Source organism: Mycobacterium senriense (genome assembly GCF_019668465.1).
In the GTDB taxonomy this organism is placed as follows: Bacteria; Actinomycetota; Actinomycetes; order Mycobacteriales; family Mycobacteriaceae; genus Mycobacterium; species Mycobacterium senriense.
Genome location: NZ_AP024828.1, coordinates 1,992,575 through 2,014,360, shown reverse-complemented (window position 1 = coordinate 2,014,360; position 21,786 = coordinate 1,992,575). Strand labels below are relative to the sequence as shown.

Annotated in this window: 19 protein-coding genes; 4 read left to right on the top strand and 15 right to left on the bottom strand. The window is 65.2% G+C overall.

Going from position 1 to position 21,786, the window contains the following annotated elements; translation table 11 throughout:
* Nucleotides 1-129: 129 nt before the first annotated feature.
* From MTY59_RS09585 to MTY59_RS09575, 3 genes are all read right to left on the bottom strand, one after another.
* Complete coding sequence (locus MTY59_RS09585) at nucleotides 130-1,239, bottom strand: NDMA-dependent alcohol dehydrogenase (protein WP_221045430.1); 1,110 nt, start codon at nucleotides 1,237-1,239, stop codon at nucleotides 130-132.
* 50 nt (nucleotides 1,240-1,289) lie between these two features.
* Complete coding sequence (locus MTY59_RS09580; protein WP_221045429.1) at nucleotides 1,290-2,504, bottom strand: cytochrome P450; 1,215 nt, start codon at nucleotides 2,502-2,504, stop codon at nucleotides 1,290-1,292.
* 222 nt (nucleotides 2,505-2,726) lie between these two features.
* Nucleotides 2,727-3,827 (bottom strand): TIGR03857 family LLM class F420-dependent oxidoreductase, encoded by a 1,101-nt coding sequence (locus MTY59_RS09575; RefSeq protein WP_221045428.1) that lies wholly within the window; start codon nucleotides 3,825-3,827, stop codon nucleotides 2,727-2,729.
* A 122-nt stretch (nucleotides 3,828-3,949) separates the two neighbouring features.
* On the opposite strand from MTY59_RS09575, the gene MTY59_RS09570 reads away from it, so the two are divergent.
* Entirely contained in the window at nucleotides 3,950-4,609 is a 660-nt protein-coding gene (locus MTY59_RS09570) for a TetR/AcrR family transcriptional regulator (RefSeq protein ID WP_221045427.1), read from the top strand.
* A gap of 34 nt (nucleotides 4,610-4,643) precedes the next feature.
* Here the strand turns inward: MTY59_RS09570 and MTY59_RS09565 are convergent, their stop codons facing one another.
* Both MTY59_RS09565 and MTY59_RS09560 read right to left on the bottom strand, forming a co-directional pair.
* Entirely contained in the window at nucleotides 4,644-6,341 is a 1,698-nt protein-coding gene (locus tag MTY59_RS09565) for a class I adenylate-forming enzyme family protein (protein WP_221045426.1), read from the bottom strand.
* Nucleotides 6,342-6,359: 18 nt separating this feature from the next.
* Nucleotides 6,360-7,223 (bottom strand): SDR family oxidoreductase, encoded by an 864-nt coding sequence (locus MTY59_RS09560; protein WP_221045425.1) that lies wholly within the window; start codon nucleotides 7,221-7,223, stop codon nucleotides 6,360-6,362.
* Nucleotides 7,224-7,387: 164 nt separating this feature from the next.
* On the opposite strand from MTY59_RS09560, the gene MTY59_RS09555 reads away from it, so the two are divergent.
* The gene (locus MTY59_RS09555; protein ID WP_221045424.1) at nucleotides 7,388-7,954 is read left to right on the top strand and encodes a TetR/AcrR family transcriptional regulator; all 567 of its coding nucleotides are present in this window, start codon (nucleotides 7,388-7,390) and stop codon (nucleotides 7,952-7,954) included.
* 9 nt (nucleotides 7,955-7,963) lie between these two features.
* Here MTY59_RS09555 and MTY59_RS09550 read toward each other — a convergent pair whose 3' ends face one another.
* From MTY59_RS09550 to MTY59_RS09515, 8 genes are all read right to left on the bottom strand, one after another.
* A complete protein-coding gene (locus MTY59_RS09550) occupies nucleotides 7,964-9,889 on the bottom strand; it encodes an oxidoreductase (protein ID WP_221045423.1) in 1,926 nt (641 codons plus the stop codon).
* On the bottom strand, nucleotides 9,886-11,115 hold the full coding sequence (locus MTY59_RS09545; RefSeq protein ID WP_250160783.1) for a cytochrome P450: 1,230 nt from the start codon (nucleotides 11,113-11,115) through the stop codon (nucleotides 9,886-9,888). Before MTY59_RS09545 ends, MTY59_RS09550 begins: the two co-directional genes overlap by 4 nt.
* A complete protein-coding gene (locus MTY59_RS09540; RefSeq protein WP_221045422.1) occupies nucleotides 11,112-11,558 on the bottom strand; it encodes a limonene-1,2-epoxide hydrolase family protein in 447 nt (148 codons plus the stop codon). Before MTY59_RS09540 ends, MTY59_RS09545 begins: the two co-directional genes overlap by 4 nt.
* An 8-nt stretch (nucleotides 11,559-11,566) precedes the next feature.
* The gene (locus MTY59_RS09535) at nucleotides 11,567-11,962 is read right to left on the bottom strand and encodes a limonene-1,2-epoxide hydrolase family protein (protein ID WP_085079860.1); all 396 of its coding nucleotides are present in this window, start codon (nucleotides 11,960-11,962) and stop codon (nucleotides 11,567-11,569) included.
* 51 nt (nucleotides 11,963-12,013) lie between these two features.
* Nucleotides 12,014-12,445 (bottom strand): nuclear transport factor 2 family protein, encoded by a 432-nt coding sequence (locus MTY59_RS09530; RefSeq protein ID WP_250160782.1) that lies wholly within the window; start codon nucleotides 12,443-12,445, stop codon nucleotides 12,014-12,016.
* Nucleotides 12,429-14,030 (bottom strand): class I adenylate-forming enzyme family protein, encoded by a 1,602-nt coding sequence (locus MTY59_RS09525; RefSeq protein WP_221046349.1) that lies wholly within the window; start codon nucleotides 14,028-14,030, stop codon nucleotides 12,429-12,431. Before MTY59_RS09525 ends, MTY59_RS09530 begins: the two co-directional genes overlap by 17 nt.
* A gap of 65 nt (nucleotides 14,031-14,095) precedes the next feature.
* Nucleotides 14,096-14,620 carry a pyridoxamine 5'-phosphate oxidase family protein gene (locus MTY59_RS09520; protein ID WP_221045421.1) on the bottom strand — a complete coding sequence of 175 codons (525 nt, stop codon included), beginning with the start codon at nucleotides 14,618-14,620 and terminating at the stop codon, nucleotides 14,096-14,098.
* A 57-nt stretch (nucleotides 14,621-14,677) separates the two neighbouring features.
* Entirely contained in the window at nucleotides 14,678-16,069 is a 1,392-nt protein-coding gene (locus MTY59_RS09515; protein ID WP_250160781.1) for an aldehyde dehydrogenase family protein, read from the bottom strand.
* A 240-nt stretch (nucleotides 16,070-16,309) separates the two neighbouring features.
* On the opposite strand from MTY59_RS09515, the gene MTY59_RS09510 reads away from it, so the two are divergent.
* Nucleotides 16,310-17,947, top strand: a complete 1,638-nt coding sequence (locus MTY59_RS09510) for a phytoene desaturase family protein (protein ID WP_221045419.1) — start codon at nucleotides 16,310-16,312, stop codon at nucleotides 17,945-17,947.
* 41 nt (nucleotides 17,948-17,988) lie between these two features.
* On the opposite strand, the gene MTY59_RS09505 is transcribed toward MTY59_RS09510, so the two are convergent.
* Nucleotides 17,989-19,524: an AMP-binding protein gene (locus MTY59_RS09505; RefSeq protein ID WP_221045418.1), complete on the bottom strand. Its 1,536-nt coding sequence runs from the start codon at nucleotides 19,522-19,524 to the stop codon at nucleotides 17,989-17,991.
* Nucleotides 19,525-19,701: 177 nt separating this feature from the next.
* On the opposite strand from MTY59_RS09505, the gene MTY59_RS09500 reads away from it, so the two are divergent.
* Nucleotides 19,702-20,964 carry a cytochrome P450 gene (locus MTY59_RS09500; RefSeq protein ID WP_221045417.1) on the top strand — a complete coding sequence of 421 codons (1,263 nt, stop codon included), beginning with the start codon at nucleotides 19,702-19,704 and terminating at the stop codon, nucleotides 20,962-20,964.
* Nucleotides 20,965-21,097: 133 nt separating this feature from the next.
* Here the strand turns inward: MTY59_RS09500 and MTY59_RS09495 are convergent, their stop codons facing one another.
* Entirely contained in the window at nucleotides 21,098-21,763 is a 666-nt protein-coding gene (locus MTY59_RS09495) for a TetR/AcrR family transcriptional regulator (RefSeq protein ID WP_250160780.1), read from the bottom strand.
* Nucleotides 21,764-21,786: the final 23 nt, after the last annotated feature.

Below are 21,786 nucleotides of genomic sequence, written 5' to 3'. Positions count from 1 at the left end.
GGTTGGACACCATCCACCACCACGCCCTTCATCGCCACGTAGTCATCCGCGCAGTTCGCGCGGGAGCGTAAATCAGATTAAACCATCACCGTTTGGTTAGGGCCAGCATGCCGAAATAGCTTCGGTTGGTCAGAACGTGATCATGCCGCGCATGATGGTTCCGCTGAGCAAATCGTCGTAGCCCTCGTTGACCTGCTCGAGGCGGTAGGTCTTGGTGATGAGCTCCTTGAGCTTGAGTTCGCCCCGTTTGTACAACGAGAGCAGACGGGGCAGGTCGGCGTGCGGGTTGCACCCTCCGAACACGTTGCCGACGATCTCTTTCTGGCTGAGGATCACGTCGACCAGCACGACGTCGACGTTGGTCACGGTAGGAGGCGCGACGGATGTCAGGCAGGCGCGACCGCCCTTGCGGGTCAGCAGCATGAGGGGCATCAGCATGTCGCCACTCATCAGGCTTGCCGTCATGATGGTTTTGTCGGCCATGACACCCCGGGTCAGCTCGGTGACTAGAGGCATCGCCTCCTCCATCGACGCGACCGAGTGGGTGGCACCGAGCAACTCGGCCTGCTGCCGGCGGAACGGCACCGGATCGACCGCAACGATGACCTCGGCGCCGGCGATCCGCGACCCCTGGATGGCACTCGACCCGACGCCGCCGCACCCAACCACGACGACGGTGTCCCCTGGACCAACCTGTGCGCGATTGACCGCCGCCCCGAATCCCGTTGCCACGCCGCATCCCACGAGCGAAGCCAGCTCCAGCGGGATGTCGTCATCGATCTTCACGCACGAGTCTTGGTGAACCACGGCGTACGGGCTGAAAGTGCCCAACAACGACATCCGGGCCAAACCTTGTCCGCGAGCATGGGTGCGCGGTTTGCCGTCCACGATCGGCATTCCGGCCATGATGACGGCACCGTAGTCGCACAACACTGAATTACCGCTCGCGCACCACCGGCAGTGCCCGCACGCCGGCATGAAGGCCATCACAACGTGGTCACCCGGCGTGAGCCGCGTCACCCCGGCGCCGACCTCTTCCACGACACCGGCGCCCTCGTGTCCACCCACGATCGGAAGACCAATTGGCATGTCTCCCTTGACACCATGGTCGTCGGAGTGACATAGGCCGCTGGCGGCGAGCCTGACCCGCACTTCGCCGGGCAGCGGGTCGTCGAGTTCGACGTCCTCAACACTCCACTTCTGCCCGACTTCCCACAAGACCGCCGCCGTTGTTTTCACTGGTTCTCCTTCGTGACTGAAAAGTAAGGGAGCGCGCAGAAGTCGCGGATCTACCGGATGTCGAATTCGATCGGCAAGGCGTACAGGACGCGGCTCATCCCGGGCCGTCGCGCGATCTCGGCCCCCGGAGCAAGCCGCAGGTTGGTGATCCGTTCCAGGAGCGTGTCGATGGCGATGCGAATCTGCTGGCGGGCCAGGTGCATGCCGATGCAGCGGTGCACGCCCATACCGAAACCGACATGCGGGTTGCGTTCTCGGGTGTAGTCGAGTTCGTCGGCATGGTCGAAAACGTCGGCGTCACGGTTTGCGCTGCCGAAGTGCACCAGCACCCGGTCGCCGGCGTGCAGCTGAGTGCCGTTGAGCTCCACGTCGCGGGTCACGATGCGTCCCATCGCATTGACCGGCGAGGTGTACCGCAGGAACTCATCCAGGATCGTGCGTTCCCAGCCCGGCTTGCGCACCAGCTCCTCGAACGAGGGGTCGGTGGCCAGCTGGAGCACCATGTCGCCGATCGCGACCTTGGTGGTGTCCAGACCGCCGACGAACAGCACCTGCACGACGCCGATTTGTTCGGCATCGGTCAACGGGCGGCCCAGCACCGTTCCCGTCGTGACGGCGTCGACGATGGCTCCCGGCCGCGAACTCGCCGCGCGTTTCTCGACGAATTGCACCATCAGCTGGTAGAAGTCCAAGACACCCTGGGTGTCGCCGGTGATGAAGCGCTCGTTGCACTCCGCGGCGTTGCGGAAGAGCTCGCCGTCGTCGTCTTCGAAGATCACCGACGCCAGGACGTTGGTGACAAACGGTCCGGCGAAATCCTGCATTGCTTCGCATCGGCCCGACCCGACCCAGGTGTCCATGGCGCAGCGAGCGATCTCGCGGACGCGCTCGTCGCTGGCGGCGAGCCGTTTGGGGTGAAAGAACGGATTGAGCAACTGGCGAAAGCCGTGCTGCAGTGGCGGATCGGTATCCAGCGGGGGCAGTGGTACCCCGCCATTGCCGGAGATGTTGGTGTATTCCGTGGAGGAGAAGGTCTCGGAGTCGGTCAGCACGCGCCGGACGTCGTCGTAGCGGGTGACGATGTGGTAGCCGCCGTTGGCCGAGGTGTGTGGGACCGGACGGTGCCGGCGCGCGTAGCCCAGAATCTGTACTGATCGGTCCGCGTGCTCTTTGTCGAAGAAATCGAAATCCGGTAATAGGCCGGCTATCTCAGTTTCGGTCAGCACTGACGCGAGTTCGGCATCGCTATTCGCCGTGTCGGTCATGGAAACGGGGCCCCTCTCGCCGTGCTGCTGGTGCAGCATTGTGCGGCCAGCGATGAGCACGCCGACCGCCCGCAGCGATCCGGCTCTCCCAGCTTCGGAGTAGTCCAGATCACAGTCGCCATTAATCTAACGATGATTGGCTACCGCGAGCAAGTCTCGGCCGTCGGCGCGCCTTGCTTCGACTGTCACGACACGGGAAACGCCATCCGCGCTCGGCGGCAGTCAGACCCCTACCGAGGCCGGCCGGGCCGCGCGTTCACGCCAACACCGGATGAGCTCGGCATTCTCGGCCGGCGTGCTGCCGTAGATCGCGATCTCGTCGACCCCCGCCGCCCGGTACTCGGCGAGCCGGTCGGCACAGTGCTCGACGGAACCGATCGCACACGACTCGGCCATCCACTCGTCGGGCACGAGCCGTGCCGGCTCCATCAACTCGGCACGGTGGAAATCCTGATCGGCGTTCTTACCCATCAGCTGTTTGTGCGTCCGCAACTTGCCCAGCACCGACGGGTCCCAGCCGTTGGAGTTGGTCAGCGCCTCGCCGTGCCCGGGCCACTCGAGGTAGGTGACCGCACGTGCGTCCGCGTAGGCGCGCGTGCTGAACTCGTCCAGCTCGGCGGCCACCACGATCGGGTGGCAGATACGCAGCGAGGCCGGGTCGCGATTGCGGTCGGCGCAGGCATTGCGCAGCCGCTCCACCACCGTGTGCACCGCATCGACGGTGAGGAAGGGATAGAGCATCACGGCGTCGAACGCGTCGTGGGCGACGGCCTTGGCGAACTTCGGTCGGCCGTACCCGCACGCCCAGACCTCGGGCTTGGGAACATCACCCAGCACATCGATGGTCCGCAGTTGGGTGCCGTTGTAGTCGACCAAGCCGCCTTGCCAGAGTGCTTTGACGGTCTCGGCGTAATGAACGAAGTGGTCGTAGGACAGTTCCGGCATGTCCGGTAGCGGCACGCCGCGCCCAAGTCCGAGCACGAACCGCGGCCCGTAGAGGGCGTTCATCGTTGCGCCGAAGCTCGCTGCCACCATGGGGTGGCGCGAGGACGCCGACCACACCCCGGTGCCCACGCCGAAACGTGTTGTGCGCGCAGCGATCCCGCCGAGAATGGCGCCGGAGTCCTTGAGGTCGAAACGTTCACTGAGCCAGCCACGGCGAAAGCCGAGGCGCTCGGCGGCCTGCGCATCCGTCAGCGCGGTGCTGATGTGGGTGAAGCCGCGCTCCCGCTTGGTGGTCACCCGCCCGCAGATGAGGTAGATGCTGAGGTCGTCGACGACCGGCGCGAGTTGGCCGCTCGGGTCGTGATCCACGGTATCCATGTGCTGTGCTCCTCGGTGACGTCGGCGCGTGCAGCCGTGATCAATCCCATTGACCATCGGCATCTTTCAATCAATAACAGTAAGAGTACTTGTACGCAACGCTGCAGTGCGACAATTTGCAGATGCCGGCATCGCTGAAAGGTGGAGGCCAACTCACCCGTCGAACCGTGATCGCGAGCGCCATCGCGCTGATCGAATCCGACGGCGTCGACACGTTGACCATGCGCAAACTTGCCCGTGCCTGCGGAGCGGCGCCGATGTCGCTGTACCGGCACGTCGCCACGAAAGAGGAGCTGTTGCACGCTGTCGTGGATGCCTATCTCGCCGACGTCGAACTGCCGTCCACGGACGACCTGCCCTGGGATGAAGCGATCGAACGGGTCGTGCTGACCGTCGCGGCGGCATTCGACGCGCACCCACAGCTAGCGGAGATTCTGGCAGTTCAACCGATCGACGCCGCCGCGGTGTTGGACGCGATGGAACGCATCGCCCGAGCCTTGAGGTCCGCGGGATTCGACGACGGCGCGGTCAGAAGTGGACTGGCGACACTGAGTGCCTTCGCCACCGGCTACGCGCACCGGCGTGCTGCGCATCGCCGCGCCCCGGATGTCCGCGCACGCCGTTTCGGTCGCCTCGCCGAGGAGCCGGAACGTTTTTCGGCTCTATTGTCGGTCTCCGCGGGGGAGGGTCTCGATACTCCAGAAAACTTTCGCGTCGGGCTCGGATGCATCATCGACGCCCTGCGGCGTCAGGCGCCGGGCCCACGGCGTCGAGTCGGGTAGCCGACACGACCGGGCAACCCAAATCGTCACTGCCTCAACGATTGATCGCGGAACTGAGCTGTTCGATCAGCTTGTGTTTGCGGACTTTTCCGGTCGGTGTGAGCGGCAGGTCCTCGGCGCGGTAGAACACCACCCGCTTGGGCACCTTGAACCGCGCCAGATTGTCTCGGCAGAGGTCGAGGACATCGTTTTCGGTAATTGTCGCGTCCGGCGCCGGAACGACGACCACCCAGCCGGCCTCACCCCAGCGGTCGTCGACCATGCCAACAGCGAAGGCCTGGCTGATCTCGTCGTGGGATGCCAGCAGATCCTCGATCTCCTTGGGCATCACCAGTTCGCCTCCGCTCTTGTACAACTCGCGGCTCCGACCGGTCACCTGCAGGTAGCCGTCGGCCCGCACCCGTCCAAGGTCTCCGGAGAACAACCGCCCCTGCCGCAGCGTCGCGGCGGTCTCCTGTGGACGATTCCAATACCCGAGCATCACCGTCGGCCCGGACGACACCAACTCGCCTTCCTCGCCGGGCGGCAGATCTTTATGCGTCTCGGGATGCACTGTCGCGTAATGCACCAGAGCGTCGGTGCCTGGAATAGACGCGGCACCGGCCATTTTCGCCTTCCCGGCGGTTTCGGCGGTGAATTCCAACGGGTCTTCGGGTCGTGTCAACGTCATCGCCCCGCCGCACTCGGTCATCCCGTAGCCGGTGACGATCTCGCTGACACCGAGACGGTCTTCGACGTTGCGCCACAACCAGATAGGCGCAGGGGCCGACCCGCAGAGCATCGCCCGCAGGGAGGTGAGGTCGTAATCGCGGCGTGCGGCACTCTCGACCAACGCGACCGCCATGGTCGGCACGCACAGGATGTCACTGGCGCGGTGCCGGTCGACACCGGCGAAGTACCCTTCGGGACTGAACGTGGGCTGCAGAACGACCGCACCACCGGCGAACATCGCCGAGAGCAAGCCTTCGATGTAACCGAACATGTGATAGCAAGGCAACGAGAACAGAATGCGCCGCCCGTCCTCGTAGGCTCGTGTCAATGCCGACGCATAGGCGGTACGCAACACCGCGTCGTGGGTGACCAGTACGCCTTTGGGTGAGCCCGTCGTACCCGAGGTGTACAGCATGTCTCCGGGGTCGGTGGGGTGGGCCGCCAAATCGTTGGCAGCACCGCGGTTCTCGTCGCCGAGCTCACCGAGTCCGGGCACCGTCAGGCAGCCGCGGCGTGCCCGGCCGTCGTTGTCGAGCAGCACTACATCGAGCGCGAAAACGGACCGCGGTGAATCCCAGCCGGGCATGATCTCGTCCAGCATCGACTGATAGTCGAGGCCACGGAAGCCGGTCATGGTGACTAGCACGCGGCACCCGGCGTCATTGAGGACAAAGCGCAATTCGTCCTGCTGGTAGAAGAAGTTGACCGGAACGGCGATGGCTCCGACCCGAGCGATAGCGAACTTGACCGTCACAAACTCTGGGTAATTGGCCATCACCATGCCGACCCGATCGCCCGCGCGGACACCGAGTGCCGCGAGGCCGTCGGCGAGCCGGCGTGACTCTGCCGCCACCGCAACGTAACTGAGTTCTGCGTCGTCGGTGAGCACCAAGGACCGCTCGCCGTACTGCGCAGCGCACCAATCAAGCCACTCGGATAGGGTGTGAGATCGCCAAACGGGGAATCGCGCGCGAAGCAGGTCCCGTCGCGCAGCGATGCTCGCGGTCAACGACTTACCCACACCATGTCGGCCGCTTGCCTACCCCACCGGGTTGGTGCCGAGTTTTGCATGAGACATGTCGCTGATTTCGGCCCAGCGCTTGGTTATTTCGTCCAGAGTCGGCGGTGTGCCGAATGTGACGCCGTCGTTTTGGAACTGCGCGACGCGCTGCACCAGGCCGCCGCCGACGACGAAAACCGAACCGGATTCCTGGTTCTCTTCTGAAACCAGGTAACCGACGGCCGGCGCGACGTGGTCGGGGTTCAGCTTGTCGAGCACCTCCTGGGGTGCGATATCGGCGGTCATCCGAGTGGCAGCCATCGGCGCGACCCCGTTCGCGGTGATCCCGTACTTGGCGCCTTCGATCGCCAGGGTGTTGAGCAAGCCGACCAGTCCGAGCTTGGCGGCGCCATAGTTGGCCTGACCGAAATTGCCGTAGAGCCCGCTTGTCGACGTCGTCATGACGACGCGGCCGAACTTCTGCTCGCGCATGTGCGGCCACGCCGCACGGGTGACGTAATAGCCGCCGTAGAGGTGCACTTGAATGACCGCGTCCCAGTTCTCATCGGTCATCTTGTGAAACGCGCCGTCGCGCAGGATTCCCGCGTTGCTCACCACACCGTGCACAGCCCCGAAGTTATCGATCGCGGTCGCAACGATCGCCTCGGCCCCTTCCCGGGTGGCCACACTGGAATAGTCGGCGACCGCACGGCCACCGGCACCGACAATCTCGTCTACGACCTTGTCCGCCATGCTGGTTCCCGATCCGGAGCCGTCCCTTGCCCCGCCGAGGTCATTGACGACGACGAGCGCTCCGTTGCCGGCCAGAAAGTGCGCATAGGACCGACCAAGGCCCCCGCCGGCCCCGGTGACGATGACAACCTTGTCCTGCAATCCGGGCACTTATGATCCTCCAGTCGGTCTCAGACGCTGACAGCTTGGTTTAATTTAGATTCAAATTTTCACTCGAGTCAACCGGCGTCGGGCAGAGTCGCGAAGATCTGGCGGTTTCGAATCCCTTGCGCACGCCCACGCATCCCGCGACGCTGCAGCCGACTAAAGTCCCAATGATGGCGAACGGCGTCTCCCGAGGGGCCTACTTCGACACGGGTCTCGACGTCCTCTCCGACCTGGGTTACGGCGGGCTGAAGTTGGCCGAGGTGTGTCAACGGCTCGGGATCAGCACCGGTTCCTTCTATCACTACTTCGAAAACTGGCCCGCCTACACCCGCGAACTGGTCGAGCACTGGCGCCAGGTAAACACTGTTCGGTTGGTGGAGTGGATCCGGACCGAACCCGATCCACGCCGACGCATCGACCGCATCATCGACATCGGCCTGAATTTGCCCCACGGCGCTGAGGCGGCTATCCGCGCGTGGAGCAGCGTGGATGCCCACGTATATGCGGTACAAGCCGCTGTCGACAAAGAGCGTCACCAGATTCTTCGAGAGTGCGCATTCGAGATTCTGCGTAACGATCGGCAGGCGCAATTGTTCGCCGACTGGGCGGTCTACCTGCTGGTGGGCTACGAGCAGGCCACCTTGCCTCCCGACCCCGCCGCGCTCGAGTGGATTGTCAGCCAGTTGCTCGACGCCTTGGACGCCGACCGATTTTCTTCGGTGCCGCGCAACTGAGCGACGCGCTCATATCGCCAGCGCGGCCTGATGGGCTTCCTTGAAGCTGTCGAAGGCGGTTCGCGGTGCTACGGCGTCTCCGACCACCGAGTGGGGAATGCTGAGCGCCTGTACGACTGGAAGAAGACTGAGCGCCGGCTGCATCGGCACTGCGGCGACCACCGATCCGACGGCCAGCTCATCGATCGTCTCGCCGTCCGGCCGGACGATGGTGGCCACGCCGTCCTCCAGGTCGCCGAGAATGCCCTGGGTGATGATGCGTTTCAGCCGGCGGTGCCAGGTACGGGGGGCTTCGAAGCGATGCAGAGTTCCGCCGAAGGGCATCACCGTCTCATAGCAGGTGACAAAGGTGACGGACCTGCCGTCGGCGGCCAGCGCCTCGGCGACCAGCGCCGCTTCGTTGGTGCCGAGCGTGTCGTAGACAAGGACGTCGTCGTGCACGCTGCCGGAGAGCGCCGCAGCGGTGCTGATCATGTGTTCGGCGCCGACCAGGTCCGGCGCGAACGTCGCCCCCGTTGCCAGAACGACGTGATCCGGCGCGAGGTCGGCGAGCATGGCTGCGGTGACCTCCACGCCGAGCTCGACTTTGACCTGTGCTTCGGCGAGTTCGTTTACCAGATGGTCCAGCGAGCTGGCCAGGTCGGCTGCCGCGGTGAGTTCGACGGCGCGCAGCCGACCGCCGGTGCGTGTTCCGGCGTCGAGAATGCGAACTTGATGCCCGCGCTGCGCGGCGATCTCGGCGGATTTGAGACCCGCCGGACCGGCGCCGACGACCAAGACCTGCTTGCGGTCCGTAGCGGGCCGGATGCGGAGCTCCTCCTCGCGCAGCACCGCCGGATTGTGAAAGCAGCTTGTGGTCGGGGAACCGGCGAGCTTGCGGTCAACGCAGACGTTCGCCGCGACACAGGGACGGATCCGATGCCCCTGCCCGGACTCGAGCTTGCGTATCAGCGCGGGCTCGGCGATGTATGCGCGGGTCATGGCGACCAACTCACACTCCCCCTGAGTCAGCAGCGCCTCGGCGGTACCGGCAGAAGCGATCCGCCCGGTCCCGATCATCGGCACGGTGGTGTTCAGAGATTCGCGCAGCCGCCGCAGATAGCGGATGTTGGCGCCCTCGGGCTGCCGGTAGTTCGGGATCGCACGGTCGTAGCTCGGGCCCCCGTAGCCGACGGTGGTGTTGAGCACATCGATCTCGCCGGTGTCGAGCAGGCGTTGCAGATTTCCTGCGATACCTCGAGGGCCTTGCCCTCCGTCGTCGGCTGGCCGTAGGTCGTCGGTCGGGGTTCGATAGCCGAGAATGCGGTTTGCACCGATTTCGGCGCGGACCTGATCGATGAGGCAGCGGGCGAAACGGGTCCGATCGCCGCTGTCGGACGGCCCCCATTCGTCCTTCCGTGAATTGTTCCACGGTGTCAGGGACTGCTGAATCAAATACCCGTGCCCGCCGTGGAGTTCCACCCCGTCGCACCCCGCCTGTGCGACAAGCCGCGCCGCGCGTCGATAGGCGTCGAGGACCTGCTCGATCTCTGCGCCGGTCATCTTGTGCACCGGCTCGCCCTCGGGCGTCTGGGTGTGGTCGAACCCCCACAACGCCGGCCGGGAGACATCGTTGTCGGTGCGGAACGTGGCGCCGAAGTGCACCAGCTGCACGATCAGCGGCGTGCCCTCCCGGTGCACCGCCTCGGCCAGGCGCGCGTGCCGGTCCTGGAGCTCGGCCGGGTATTCGCCGAATGGGTTGACGTAAAACGGGTGGGCAATCAGCAGCCCTAGGCCGCCCGCAGCTCGTTGCCGGGCGAACTCGATGTACGAGTCGGCAGGCAGCAACGGGTTCCGCCAGGGTTCGCTGATGCTCGTGGCGGTCATAACGACGCGGTTGCGCAACTCCACCGTCCCGACCTGAAGCGGGGACAGCAGCGTAGGAAAACCAGTCACGAACCGGTCTTCTCCGGTGTGAACACGATCGGCAGTGACTCGACGCCCCGGGTGTTGCCGCCTCCCGTCCAGCGAATCTCGGCGCCCGGAGCGATCCGGGCGTCGGGCAACCTGCTCAACAACTCGTCGACCACCGCGGAAAGTTCGGCCACCGCGAGGTGTTCGCCCAGACAGCGATGCCGGCCGGTGCCGAACGTCACGTCCGACGGCGAGCGCGGCCGATCCAAGCTGAACGTGTGCGGCTCCGGAAACACCTCGTCGTCACGGTTGGCTGCGCCGAAACAGAGCATCACCTTGTCGCCGCTGTGTAGGTGTTGCCCGCGCTTCTCATGGTCGGCCACCACCGTCCTGGCCATGTGCATGACGGGCGCATCGAGTCGCAGGGCCTCGGCGATAGCCACATGACGCAGAGACGGGTCAGCCAGCAGCCGGTCCCGCAGGCCCGGCTCGGCCAGGATCCGGTAACAGAGGCTGCTGATACCGTGCACCGTCGTCTCGTGGCCGGCAGAGATGATCAGGCGAACCATTCCCAGGATCGCGGCGGGCTCAAGCGGGTCGCCGTTCTCGCCAGACAACGCCACACCGATGATCTTGCTCAGAGTGTCGTCGCCGGGCTTGTCGATTCTCTCGTCGATCTCGCGTTGGACGAAGGCCTCGAACCGTTTGGCGCTGGCCATCTTTTCGTCGAGACTCACCTTGGCCGACGAGAGGTACTCCATCATCAGCCGGCGCATCTCGTCGGCTCGATTGCGGTCCAAGCCGAGATAGTGCGCCAGTACCGCGGGCGGTACCGGGTCGGAGACAGCTGACACCAGGTCCGCGTGGCCGTCCGCGACGAACTTGTCGAAGCACTCCCGCACCAGCTCCCGGATAGCACCGTGGTTCAGCGCGACGGCCTTGTTCGTGAAGAACGGCATGACCATCTTGCGGTACGCGGAATGCTCGGGCGGATCAAACTCGGCCGGTACCAGGCGCATCGATGCCCCGGTCGGCGGGATCATGATCCCCTGCGTTGTCGTGAATACCGAGTGATCGCGTGCGGCGTCGACAACGTCGTCGTAACGGGTCAGCGTCCAGAACCCGCCATAGTTGTCGCTCCAGCCGACCGGGCAGCGACTCCGGAGATCCGCGAGAGTCTGGTACATCCGCGGTGGCAATTCCGGATCGCCGTGGTCGAATCCGGTGGACGTCGGCCTAGTGTCCGGTGATCTCCCCGACTCCCTCATTCGGAAACCCCGTGCCTCGTCCCGGCCGCGGTGGGTGCTGACACGACGGGTTGGCCGAGCTTGAGCTTTGAAATCCAGTCGTCGCAGTAATCGCGCCAAGTGGTGACCTTGTTTGCGTCGAATTCGAGAACTCCCGTAACCGGAATTTCCACGATCACCGTGCCGTCGGCGCGGTACAGGTTGTCCGACCTCTCCACTACCACTCGGCCCGAGGTTGCGAGCAAGGTCCGGATCGGGCACTCGACCGTCGCGATCTCGAGAACGTCGAACATCTCGTCGAGACCCTTCAGGCACTCATCGAGACCCGTCAGGGCACCACGGCCGCTGTTCCACCAGACCAAGTCGTCCGTGCCGTACCGGCGGAACGATTCCTTGACTCCTTCGACACCCGGTCCCCACATCTCGAGGATGTGTCGCACGATCCGTTCCTCATGGGTCATCATCGGCCGCCTCAATCGAGCTGGCCGACGGCCAGCAGCGGTCCCGGATCGAAGTAGTCGCGCCACTGGGTGATCTTGCCGTCCGCCCATTCGAGGACACCGACCACGGGAGCGGCGAATATCTCCTCTCCGTCGGCGTCAAACACCCGGTCTATCCGCTCGACCATCACCAGGCCCGGCGTGGCCAGCAGGGAACGGACGTCCACCCTGGTGCTGCTGAATTTCCAAGCCTGCGCTTGCGCAGTCAGCAGTTCGATGCACGCTTCAAGGCCTTCGACGCTGGGAATGCCGGTATTGATCCACTTCACGTCGGGGGCGCAATACCGCTTGAACGCATCGATGATGCCGTCCACCCCTGATTCCCACAGCGCGATCATGTCCCGCGTGTGGCGTTCTTCGTCAAGCATGTGTCCGCCTCCTTCGTTGTCGTAAGCCGATCGGTGGAATAACGCGCCGCGCTAGACGAGCGCGGGAACCTCCGAGACGCCGATCTGGCGCAGCACATCGGCCAGATTCCAGTAGTCGCGGTTCTGCGCGATCAACTCACCGCGGATGACACCGGTCGAAATCCCACGGATGGTGAACTGCTGGCCCTGTCCGGTGAAAACGCCGAAGCTGCCGTCGATCACACCGGACACGGTCCACTCGAAGCTGTAGCTGTCCTCGTCGACCACGAGGCTCTCCTGCACCGCATTGAAGGAGTCGCCCGCCGCCTCGAAGTAGAGGTCCCAGAAAGCCTGCACCGAATCTTTTCCCCGGTGGATCTGCTGGACAGCGAGGTCCTCGTAGCTGATGTCGTCGGTGAAGCACGCCAGCGCCGCTGGAACATCCTTGGCGGCGAACGCATTCCAATAGCGGGTCAGCATGTCTCGATTAGCGGCGACTGACATCGTGGCTCTCCTTCTGGTGAGTGACCAGGGATTCGTGGTCGGTTGGCGGGGGCGTTGCCGTAGCCGAGTGGTAGTGCTCACGCAGCGCCGCCTTGGCCACCTTTCCGGTGGCGTTGCGGGGCAGCGCCGCGACGACGTCAAGGTGTTTGGGGTACTTGTAGCGGGCGATGCGGCCCGCGCACGCAGAGTGCAGAGCGTCGAGGGTCACGTCGGCGCCCGGGCTCGCCACCACGACCGCCAGGCCTACCTCGCCCCACTTCGCGTCGGGGACACCGATGATCGCCACCTCGGCGACTTCGGGCAGGTCGATGAGAACGTTTTCGACTTCGGCCGCATAGACGTTCTCGCCACCGGATTTGTACATGTCCTTATAGCGACCGGCGATATAGAAATAGCCGTCGGCATCGCGGCGGGCCGCGTCGCCGGTGCGAAACCAGCCGTCCACGAAATACTGTTCGTTGGGCAGGTTCCAGTAGCCAGGCGTGACCGCCGGCCCCTTCAGCCACACCTCGCCGACCACGTCGTCGGCGACATCGGTCAACGTGTCGGGATCGACCAACCGCACCGCGGTATGCAGCACCGGCTTGCCGCACGTCCCCGACAACGCCCGCTCCAGTCCCTCCTCGAGCACCAGCGCGGCCGGGCCAGTCTCGGTGCCGCCGTACTGCGGGTGCAGCGCGACACCCTTGGCAGCGAAGGCCCGCAGCAGCTGCGGGGTGGTGGTACCGCCGCCCAGGACGATCTTGCGCATCGTGCCGAAGTCGGTGGTGCCGAACGTCGGATCGTCGACGAGGGTCTGAAGCAGCGACGGCGCGGTGGTCAGATGGGTCACCCCGTTGGTCTGCTCGCCGATGTAAGCCAGGATTGCCGCCGGGTTCCAGCGCGCCATCGTGGTGACCTGCCCGCCATGCATCAGTATCGGGTTGGCCAGCACGTTCAACCCGCCGGCATGGAACAACGGCATTGGGTTGAGCATGTTCACATCCGGGGCCGCGACCTGAGCCGCGGTGAGGATGTTGAAGGCATTCCACATCATCGATGCGTGCGAGACCAACGCTCCCTTCGGCGTACCGGTGGTGCCGGACGTGTAGAGGATGTGCGTGATGGCGTCAGGGTCATGGGGTTGCGGCGGCAGCGGAACGAGTCCATTCCCTGGCTCGGCGCTGGTCAATGTCTCCAGCTCGAGAATGGTCTGCACGCCCGCGGCGTCGGCCACGTCGCGCGCGGGTTCGGCCCAGGTTGCGTCGTGGGTCAGTGCGGACACGGCGGCGTCGATGCACTGGTGCCGCATCTCTGCGGTGACCAGCCGCCAGTTCAGCGGCACCATGACCACACCCGCCCGCATCGCGGCGAACTGCAGCACGAAGGCCCGTGGCGCGTTGTCGGCGACGACAGCGATCCGGTCTCCCGGCCGCAGTCCATGTGCCAGCAGCGCGGCAGCGGCCAAGCCCACTCGCTGCTCCAGCTGGGTCCAACTCACCTGCTCGCCGGTGTCGGCGCTGGCCAGCGCGATGGCGTGCGGCCGAACCGAAGCGTGGTGCGCGACCCAATCCGATACCGGAAATTGGAAAGTCCTCGACGGCATTGTCACCAGGCACGACCGTCTGAAGCCGGCGTCGTGGCAACGATGCACGGACAATGCATGTTTCGTCAGCCCGCCCTTCTCCTACGTGCCCGATGGCCATCGAAGGCATTGGTCCGCACGGTGGGCACGAACTTGATCACGACGCGCCCCGGGTGATCGGCTGCGCGAGCATGGGCCTGCTGCGCCTGCTCGTCGTGCGGGTCGTAGCGCCGGGCGATCTCGGCCAGGAACCACAGAATGCGTTCGCGGTCCCGGACGACCTCGCTAATTCCCTTGAAGGACAACGACTTCGAATGACCCATCGAGGTGCCCATCGAAGAGATGACCACGCACGAGCGGGGATCGCGCATGATCGCTTTGACGCGAACGCGGGATTCCTCGGCGCACAGCCAAATTGCGCCTTCAGCGTGGATGAACGCCTCAGTCAGCGCGACCGGGTCGCCAGCGCGGTTCGTCCAGCAGAAGGTGCACTCGAATTGCTCTGCCAGCAGTTGCGCGACTTCCTCGTCGCTGAGTGTGAACGCGCGGGCATCAGCGAGCGAGTCAACCTGAACGTCGCCACGTGAGGGCGGCGAGGAACTTCGGGTCATCGAGCATGTCCTTCCATGCGGCGGCTCAACAGGTTTCGTGACACGTCCGACGTGACGTCAGGCCCGTGCGGTATGCACCACTTGAGGCTCGGTGAACGCCAGCAGCCCGTCGACCCCGTTCTCCACACCGATGCCGCTCCATTTGGCGCCACCGAACGGCACCGTCGGCAGCAGCGCCGCGTGGGTGTTGACGAAGGCTGTACCGCACTCGAGGCGTTCGGCCACCTCACGCGCCGCCACTTCATCGGAGCCCCACACCGAACCGCACAGGCCGTACATCGTCGCGTTGGCCCGCTCGACCGCTTCGTCCACCCGCGAATAGCGCAGGATCGGCAGCACCGGACCGAACTGCTCCTCATCGACGACCGCGACACCCTCGGCGACATCGGCGAGGATGGTGGGCTTGAAGTAGTAGCCCGGCCCGTCGATCGCGTCGCCACCGGCGACGACCCGGGCACCGTTTGCCACGGCGTCCTGCGCCAGGCCTTTGACGCGTTCGAATTGCGGTCGGGTGGACAGCGGACCCATTTGCGTCGCCGCATCGGTCGGGTCACCGACCGCGATCGCCGATGCCGCGGCTCCGAAGGCCTCGATCGCCTCGGCGTACACCCCGTCTGGCACGTAGATTCGCTTGGGCAGGGCGCACGCCTGGCCGGTATTGAAGAAAGCCACGCCGAGCAGCGCCGGGATCACCGAAGCCAGATCGGCGTCGGGCAACAGGATTGCGGCGTCATTGCCGCCGAGTTCCAATGTCAGCCGCTTGAGGTCGGCGCCGGCCGCGACGGCGACATTCTTGCCGCCGGCGATCGAACCGGTGAAGGTGATTTTGCGGGGAATCGGATGCGCTACCAGCGCCCGTCCCAAATCGTCTCCACCCGAGATCACGTTCAGCACGCCGGGCGGCAATACCTCGCCCATGATCTCGCCCAGCAGCAGGGTTGCCATCGGGGTGAAGGGTGAGGGCTTGACGACGACGGTGTTGCCGGCCAACAGCGCCGGCGCGATCTTCCACATCGCCAGACCCAGCGGGAAATTCCACGGTGTGATCGCGCCGACAACACCGATGGGCCGCTGCGCGACTTCGATGAGCGCGCTGCTGTCGTCCTGCAGGATCCGCCGCGGGATTTCCATCTGGGCGAACACCTGCAACCACGCGACGCAGATCTGCACCTCACTGGCGGACAGCGGGGCGGGCTTGCCCGTCTCCGCGGTCAGCGTGGTCGCGAGTTCGCTGTGGGCAGCGGCGATCGCGTCCGCCAGCCGCAGTAGCGCTTTGCGTCGCTCGGCTTCGTCCAGCCGCCACGACCGCCCGGCGGCTTGCGCACCTTCCAGCGTGTCATTGAGTTGCTCCACGGAGCACTCCGGCGCTTGACCCACCACGTCGCCCGTCGCGGGATTGATCACGTCAAAGGTCGCCTGCGCGTGGACTTTGTTCCCGTTAATCGTCATCGCGACCATAGTTCTCGCCTTCTCTTTCTCGAGTGAGGTAGCAGGCAGTCGATGCGGCCCGGCTGGGGCGCCAGGTGACCGCAGTCACAGGGTGTAAAGCTAACACCGATTGGTTTAGGCCGAAAGCATCGGCGTCGTCCGTATCACTTCCCGCATCGAACGGCATTGAGTAGCCTAACGTTGTTTGATAACCTCGGCCCCCAGCACGCTGCTCGAACACATCGGGTGAGGAGACAGTCAGTGAGCGGACCCTTGTCCAGAGAGCGCGACGCGGATGTCCTCGTTGTCGGCGGCGGCCACAATGGGCTGGTAGCCGCGTGCTATCTGGCTCGAGCCGGGCTGGACGTCCTGGTGCTGGAAAGTCGCGATGTGCTCGGGGGCTGTACGACCACGGAGATCCTGATCCCCGAGGCGCCCGAGCACTGGTTCAGCCCCTGCGCAGACGACGTCATATCGCTTCGAGCCTCGACGGTTCCCAGGGATCTCGAGCTCGCCCGGTACGGCTACCACGAGATCGACGTCGATCCCCCGTACGTAGCGCTCGCCCCCGACGGCGGGTCGCTCGCGTTCTGGCGCGACGTCGGTCGCACCGTGGCAGAGGTAGCACATTTCTCCCGGCGCGACGCCCGAACGTTCGAACAGCTCATCGAGCAGCTGATGCCGATATCGGATGCCGCGATCGAACTGATGGCGACCAATCCGACCCGGCCCGATCTGGGCAGCGTGCTGCGCGCCGCGCGCAAGCTGCGCCGCCCACGGGGTATCCCCACCCTCGCCTCGTTGGCCACCGTCTCGGCCGCCCAGGCGATTCAGGAGCGGTTCGAACATCCGATAGTGCAAAGCGGCCTGGCTCAGCTCGCCAACTTCGGTTCGCCGATTACCATGGAGCACACCGGGATCAACTTGCTGATCGTCCCACTGATCATGCGTGTCGGCATGGCACGCCCGCGCGGCGGGATGGGCATGCTGCCCCGAGCGCTCGAACGTTCCCTGGTCGCGGCCGGCGGCCGGGTCCAGACGTCGGCCCGCGTCCAAGGACTGCTGGTCGACGGCGGTCACATCGCCGGCGTGCGGCTGACCACGGGTGCGGAGCTGCGCGCCCGCACCGTGCTGACGGCGACCGAGCCGACACAGGTGTTGAACAAATGGCTACCGGACGGTGCATTGTCAGAACGCATGGCCGCGCGCGCTGCACACATACCGACGCGTAGCGGCAACTGCGCACACTTCAAGATTCAGGTCGCTTTTCGCGGCAAGCTGCGGTTGAAGCGGCACGACGCCGCGCGCACCGACGGACTCGATCTACGGCTGCCCACCCACGTCGTGGGAAGCATCGACGATATCTGCCGGGCGATCACCGACGCCGGCAGCGGCCGACTGCCCAACCCACTGCCCTACGCGAGCATGATCAACACCGCGATGGACTCAACTCTGGCACCCGCCGGCCAAGACTGTCTGAGCCTGTGGTCAGGATGGGTGCCGTTGGAACCCGCCGAAGGGTGGGACGACATGAAGGCCGCCACGGAGAAGGCTCTGGTCGAACACGCAATGAGTTACCTGGACGGCTTCGAGTCTTTGGAGGTCGCCCGCTGGGTCGAGTCACCACCGGAGATGATGGCACGAACCAGCGTGCCCACCGGCAACGTCTACCACGTCGACATGACCATGATGCACCTCGGCCCATTCCGGCCGGCGTGGGGTTTCGGGGGCTACCGGACACCGGTGCCGGGCCTATATCTCAGCGGCGGCGGCACCCATCCGGGGCCCTCGGTATCCGGCCTGCCCGGTCAGCAAGCTGCCCGCACCCTGCTGCGCGACCTGCGCAAAGGGAGAACACGCACGTCGGACAACGCACGGCTGGCAGAGCACGCGACCTGACGTCGGCCGTCGGCACGAGCGCTGGAGCGGCCGGGCGACTCTCAATTGCTGCCGTAGTCCAACTTGAGCTGCGCCCTGGACACCTTGCCGGTCACGTTGCGTGGCAACTGATCTACCACCGACAGTCGCTTGGGCAGCTTGTAGCGCGCCAAGCGCTGCGCGGCAAAGACGTTGAGCTCGTCGAGGGTCACTGCCGTGCCCGGGGCCGGTACCACGACCGCCAGCCCGACTTCGCCCCACGTCGCGTCGGTGACGCCGACAACGGCGACGTCGTGGACGTGCGGATGCAGAGCGAGCACCTGTTCGACCTCGGCCGGGTAGACGTTCTCGCCGCCTGATTTGAACATCTCCTTGGTGCGTCCCGACGGGTAGTAGAAGCCGTCGACGTCCCGGTAGGCGGCGTCGCCCGTCTTGAACCAGCCGTCCTCAGTGAAGTATGCGGCCTTGTCCTGCCCCCAGTAGCCGACGGTGATGCTCGGACCGCGCAACCAGATTTCGCCCGTCACCCCGGTTTCGACGTCACGGCCGGCGGAATCGACCAACCTGATCTGGGTGTGTGGTGCCGCGCGGCCCGTCGACCCCTTCTTGGCGACGCCGATGTTCGCCCTTTCGTTGTCCAAAACCGTTGCCATCGGCCCCATCTCGGTGCCACCGTACTGGGGCTGAAGCGGAAAACCGTGGTCGGCCCACCGCTGTAGCAGCTCCGGTCCGGCGACCGCCCCGGCGATCACCCCGTGCCGAAGGTGCGACAGGTTCGCACTCGAGAAACCGGGCAGGTCGGCGATGCGCTGGTACATCAGTGGAATCGCGGCGAAATGCGTGATCGGCGGCTGCCGGCTCAGCATCTGCTGCAGCACCTGCTCGGGGTCGAAGCGCGCCATCGTCGCCACTGCCCCGCCGAAGTAAAGAATCGGATTGGCCATCACGTTCAGTCCCCCGGCGTGGAACAACGGCATCGGGTTGAGATGGTGGCAGCCGGGTTGTGAGAAGCCGGTGGTGTGCGCGGCGCTGAGGGCCTGCCACACCAAAGTCGAGTTGGTCGAGATGGCACCCTTCGGCTTTCCCGTGGTGCCCGACGTATAGAGGATGTGGGTCGGGTCATCCATCGTGATCTCACCCGTCGCCCGCAACGGCCTGGCTGTCCAGATCGCATCTTCATAGTCGATAGGGCCTTGCGGGCAATCCCAGGAGAGCTGGCGCGGGATCCCTGCCTTGGTGGCGACCTCGAGAGCGACCTCTGCCCAGACACCGTCGTAAACAATGATGCGTGGCTGAGCGTCCTGACATATCTCTTGGATCTCAGCGGTATGCAGGCGCCAGTTGAGTGGGACGAACAGCGCCCCGAGGCGCATGCACGCGAATTGCACCTCGAACACCCGGGGATGATTCTCGGCGATCAGCGCAACCCGGTCACCGTGACCGGCGCCGAGTCCGCGCAGCGTGGCGGCAAGGCCTGCCACCCGTTGCTCGAGTTCGGCCCACGTCGTTCGGATTCCGTCTTCGGCGCAGCCGAGCGCGAGCGCATCCGGGCGGTGCTGCGCGTGGTAATGCACCCAGTCGGTGGCGAAGAAGGCCAATTTTGCTCCAATCGCAACGGAGTTACCAAACGACGTATGAATGGTAGTAAATGGCGCGCATGCTCACATCCGAAGCCGCACGGCGGGCAGGGCAATGTTGTTTTACCAAACGCTGATCGGTATCGTCCATCCCAATGGCGCCGGACGAAGAGGCCCTGTCGATAACCGGAGATCACCATGACGCAGTTCGACCACCATTCCGAGGATTTTGCGCAGAACTGGCGAGAGATTTACGCCAGCATGCGCAACGAATGCCCGGTGGCGCACAGCGACCAGCACGGGGGCTTTTATGTCCTCACCCGCTACGACGATGCGAAGCGGGTGTTGCGGGAGTCCGACACTTTCGTCTGCGGGCGCGACCTGACATTTGGTGACACCGTCGTCAAGGGCGGGGTGACAGTGCCGACCAACCCGGTCCGGATGGGCATGATGGAGATGGATCCTCCGCAGTCACAGGCCTATCGGCAAGTGCTGGCACCGTGGCTGTCACGCAAGGCCGTGGAGAGGTACCGGCCCCGCATGCAGGAGATCGTGTCCTGGATCGTCGACCGGGTGATCGAGGCCGGTCAGATCGATTTCGTCGACGACATCGCCAACCCGCTGCCCGCGATGGTCTCGCTCGACTACTTCGGCTTGTCGCTGGAGAAATGGAGTGACTACGCGACAATTCTGCACAAGGCCGTCTACCGTGAGCCGGGCTCTGCGCGCGACCTCGCCGGGCTGCTGGACGACTTGCGCGCCACCGTCAAGGCGCGACGCGCGACGGCGCACACCCCGGCGACCAATCTCACCGAGGCGCTGCTCAATGCCGAGGTCGAGGGCGTGCCCATCGACGACGAAACCGTCACCGAGATGGTGTTCATGTTGCTCAACGGGGGTGTTGACACCTCCACTGCGCTGATCGCCAGCATGTTCCTCTACTTGGACGAGCATCCCGACGAGCGGGCTAGGTTACAAGCGGACCCCGGGCTGATTCCCGCAGCGATCGACGAGATGCTGCGCTATTTCACGCCCGGTCCCGGAGTCGCCCGCACGGTCGCCCGCCCGGTCGACATCAACGGCCAGCACCTCGAACCGGGCGACCGGGTATGGCTCGCACTTGGTTCGGCGAATGCCGATCCCGCCACCTTCACCGATCCGGAGCGGATCAATTTCGACCGCGACCGTGGCAGCACGCACCTGGCATTCGGGTTCGGCATGCACCGCTGCCTCGGCGCGTTTTTGGCTCCAGTGGAGATCGCCATCCTCCTCGAGGAGGTGTTGCGCCGGTTGCCGGACTACCGCATCGATCGGGAACGGGTCCGGCACTATCCGACGATTCCGCTGGTCAACGGCTACCTCGCGATGCCGGCAACATTCACACCGGGACCACGGGTACTGAGCGGCTACGCCGAGGCGCTGCCGATTCGGCTGGAACCCGAGGTCGTGGGACGAGGCTGATCGTCGGTGCCCCGACGGCGCACGCTATTCCCGATCTAACGTCGGGTCGGCGATGACACTCCGGTCGAACTCGCTCTGCGCGCCGCGCGGATGGCAGTGGCCGCGCCTCAGCGCCGTCGACCGCCGCTCAGCGTCATCCGTCCTTGGCGAGTTCCGCCTGCAAACCGGCCATCAGCAGTTCAAGACCGAAGGTGAAGGCCTCGTCGTCCAGGTGGATGGCGTAGTCCGTGGCCAGGCCGGACAGGCTGGGGAACTCGGTCTCGGGCAGCTCTCGGATGCGCTCCGGCAAGTCGATCGGCGCCGCCGCCGCCTGCGCTCCCGCGAAGCCGAGCGCGTAGTTACACAGCACGCCAAGGGCGTGCAGCGCGGTCACCTCGGTAAAGCCGGCATCCAGCAGGGCGGTCAGCATCCGCTCACGCAGACGAAACAAGCCGGGGGTCGCCGAATGCTGACCCAGCACGAGGATCACCAGGTTCGGGTGGCGGCGGCCGACACCGTGCAGATGGCGCGCCTCGGCCCGCAGGCACTCATCCCAGGCCGGAGCCGTCCCCGCGGTGGGAAGGGGGTCTGACATGAGCTGCGCAACAAGGCCTTCCAGAATTTCTTCTTTGCTGCGTACGTATCCGTACAGGGTCATGACCCCGACGCCGAGATCATCGGCGACCCGACGCATCGTGAAGGCGCTAGGCGGGACCGAGTCGATGACCCGTAGCGCCGCCGACAGGACCTCGTCGCGGCTGAGCCGGGGACGCGGCCCTCGCTTCGCGGCCAGGGTCGTCGACTCTCTTGACACTCCCACACCGTACACAGTACGGTCCGAGA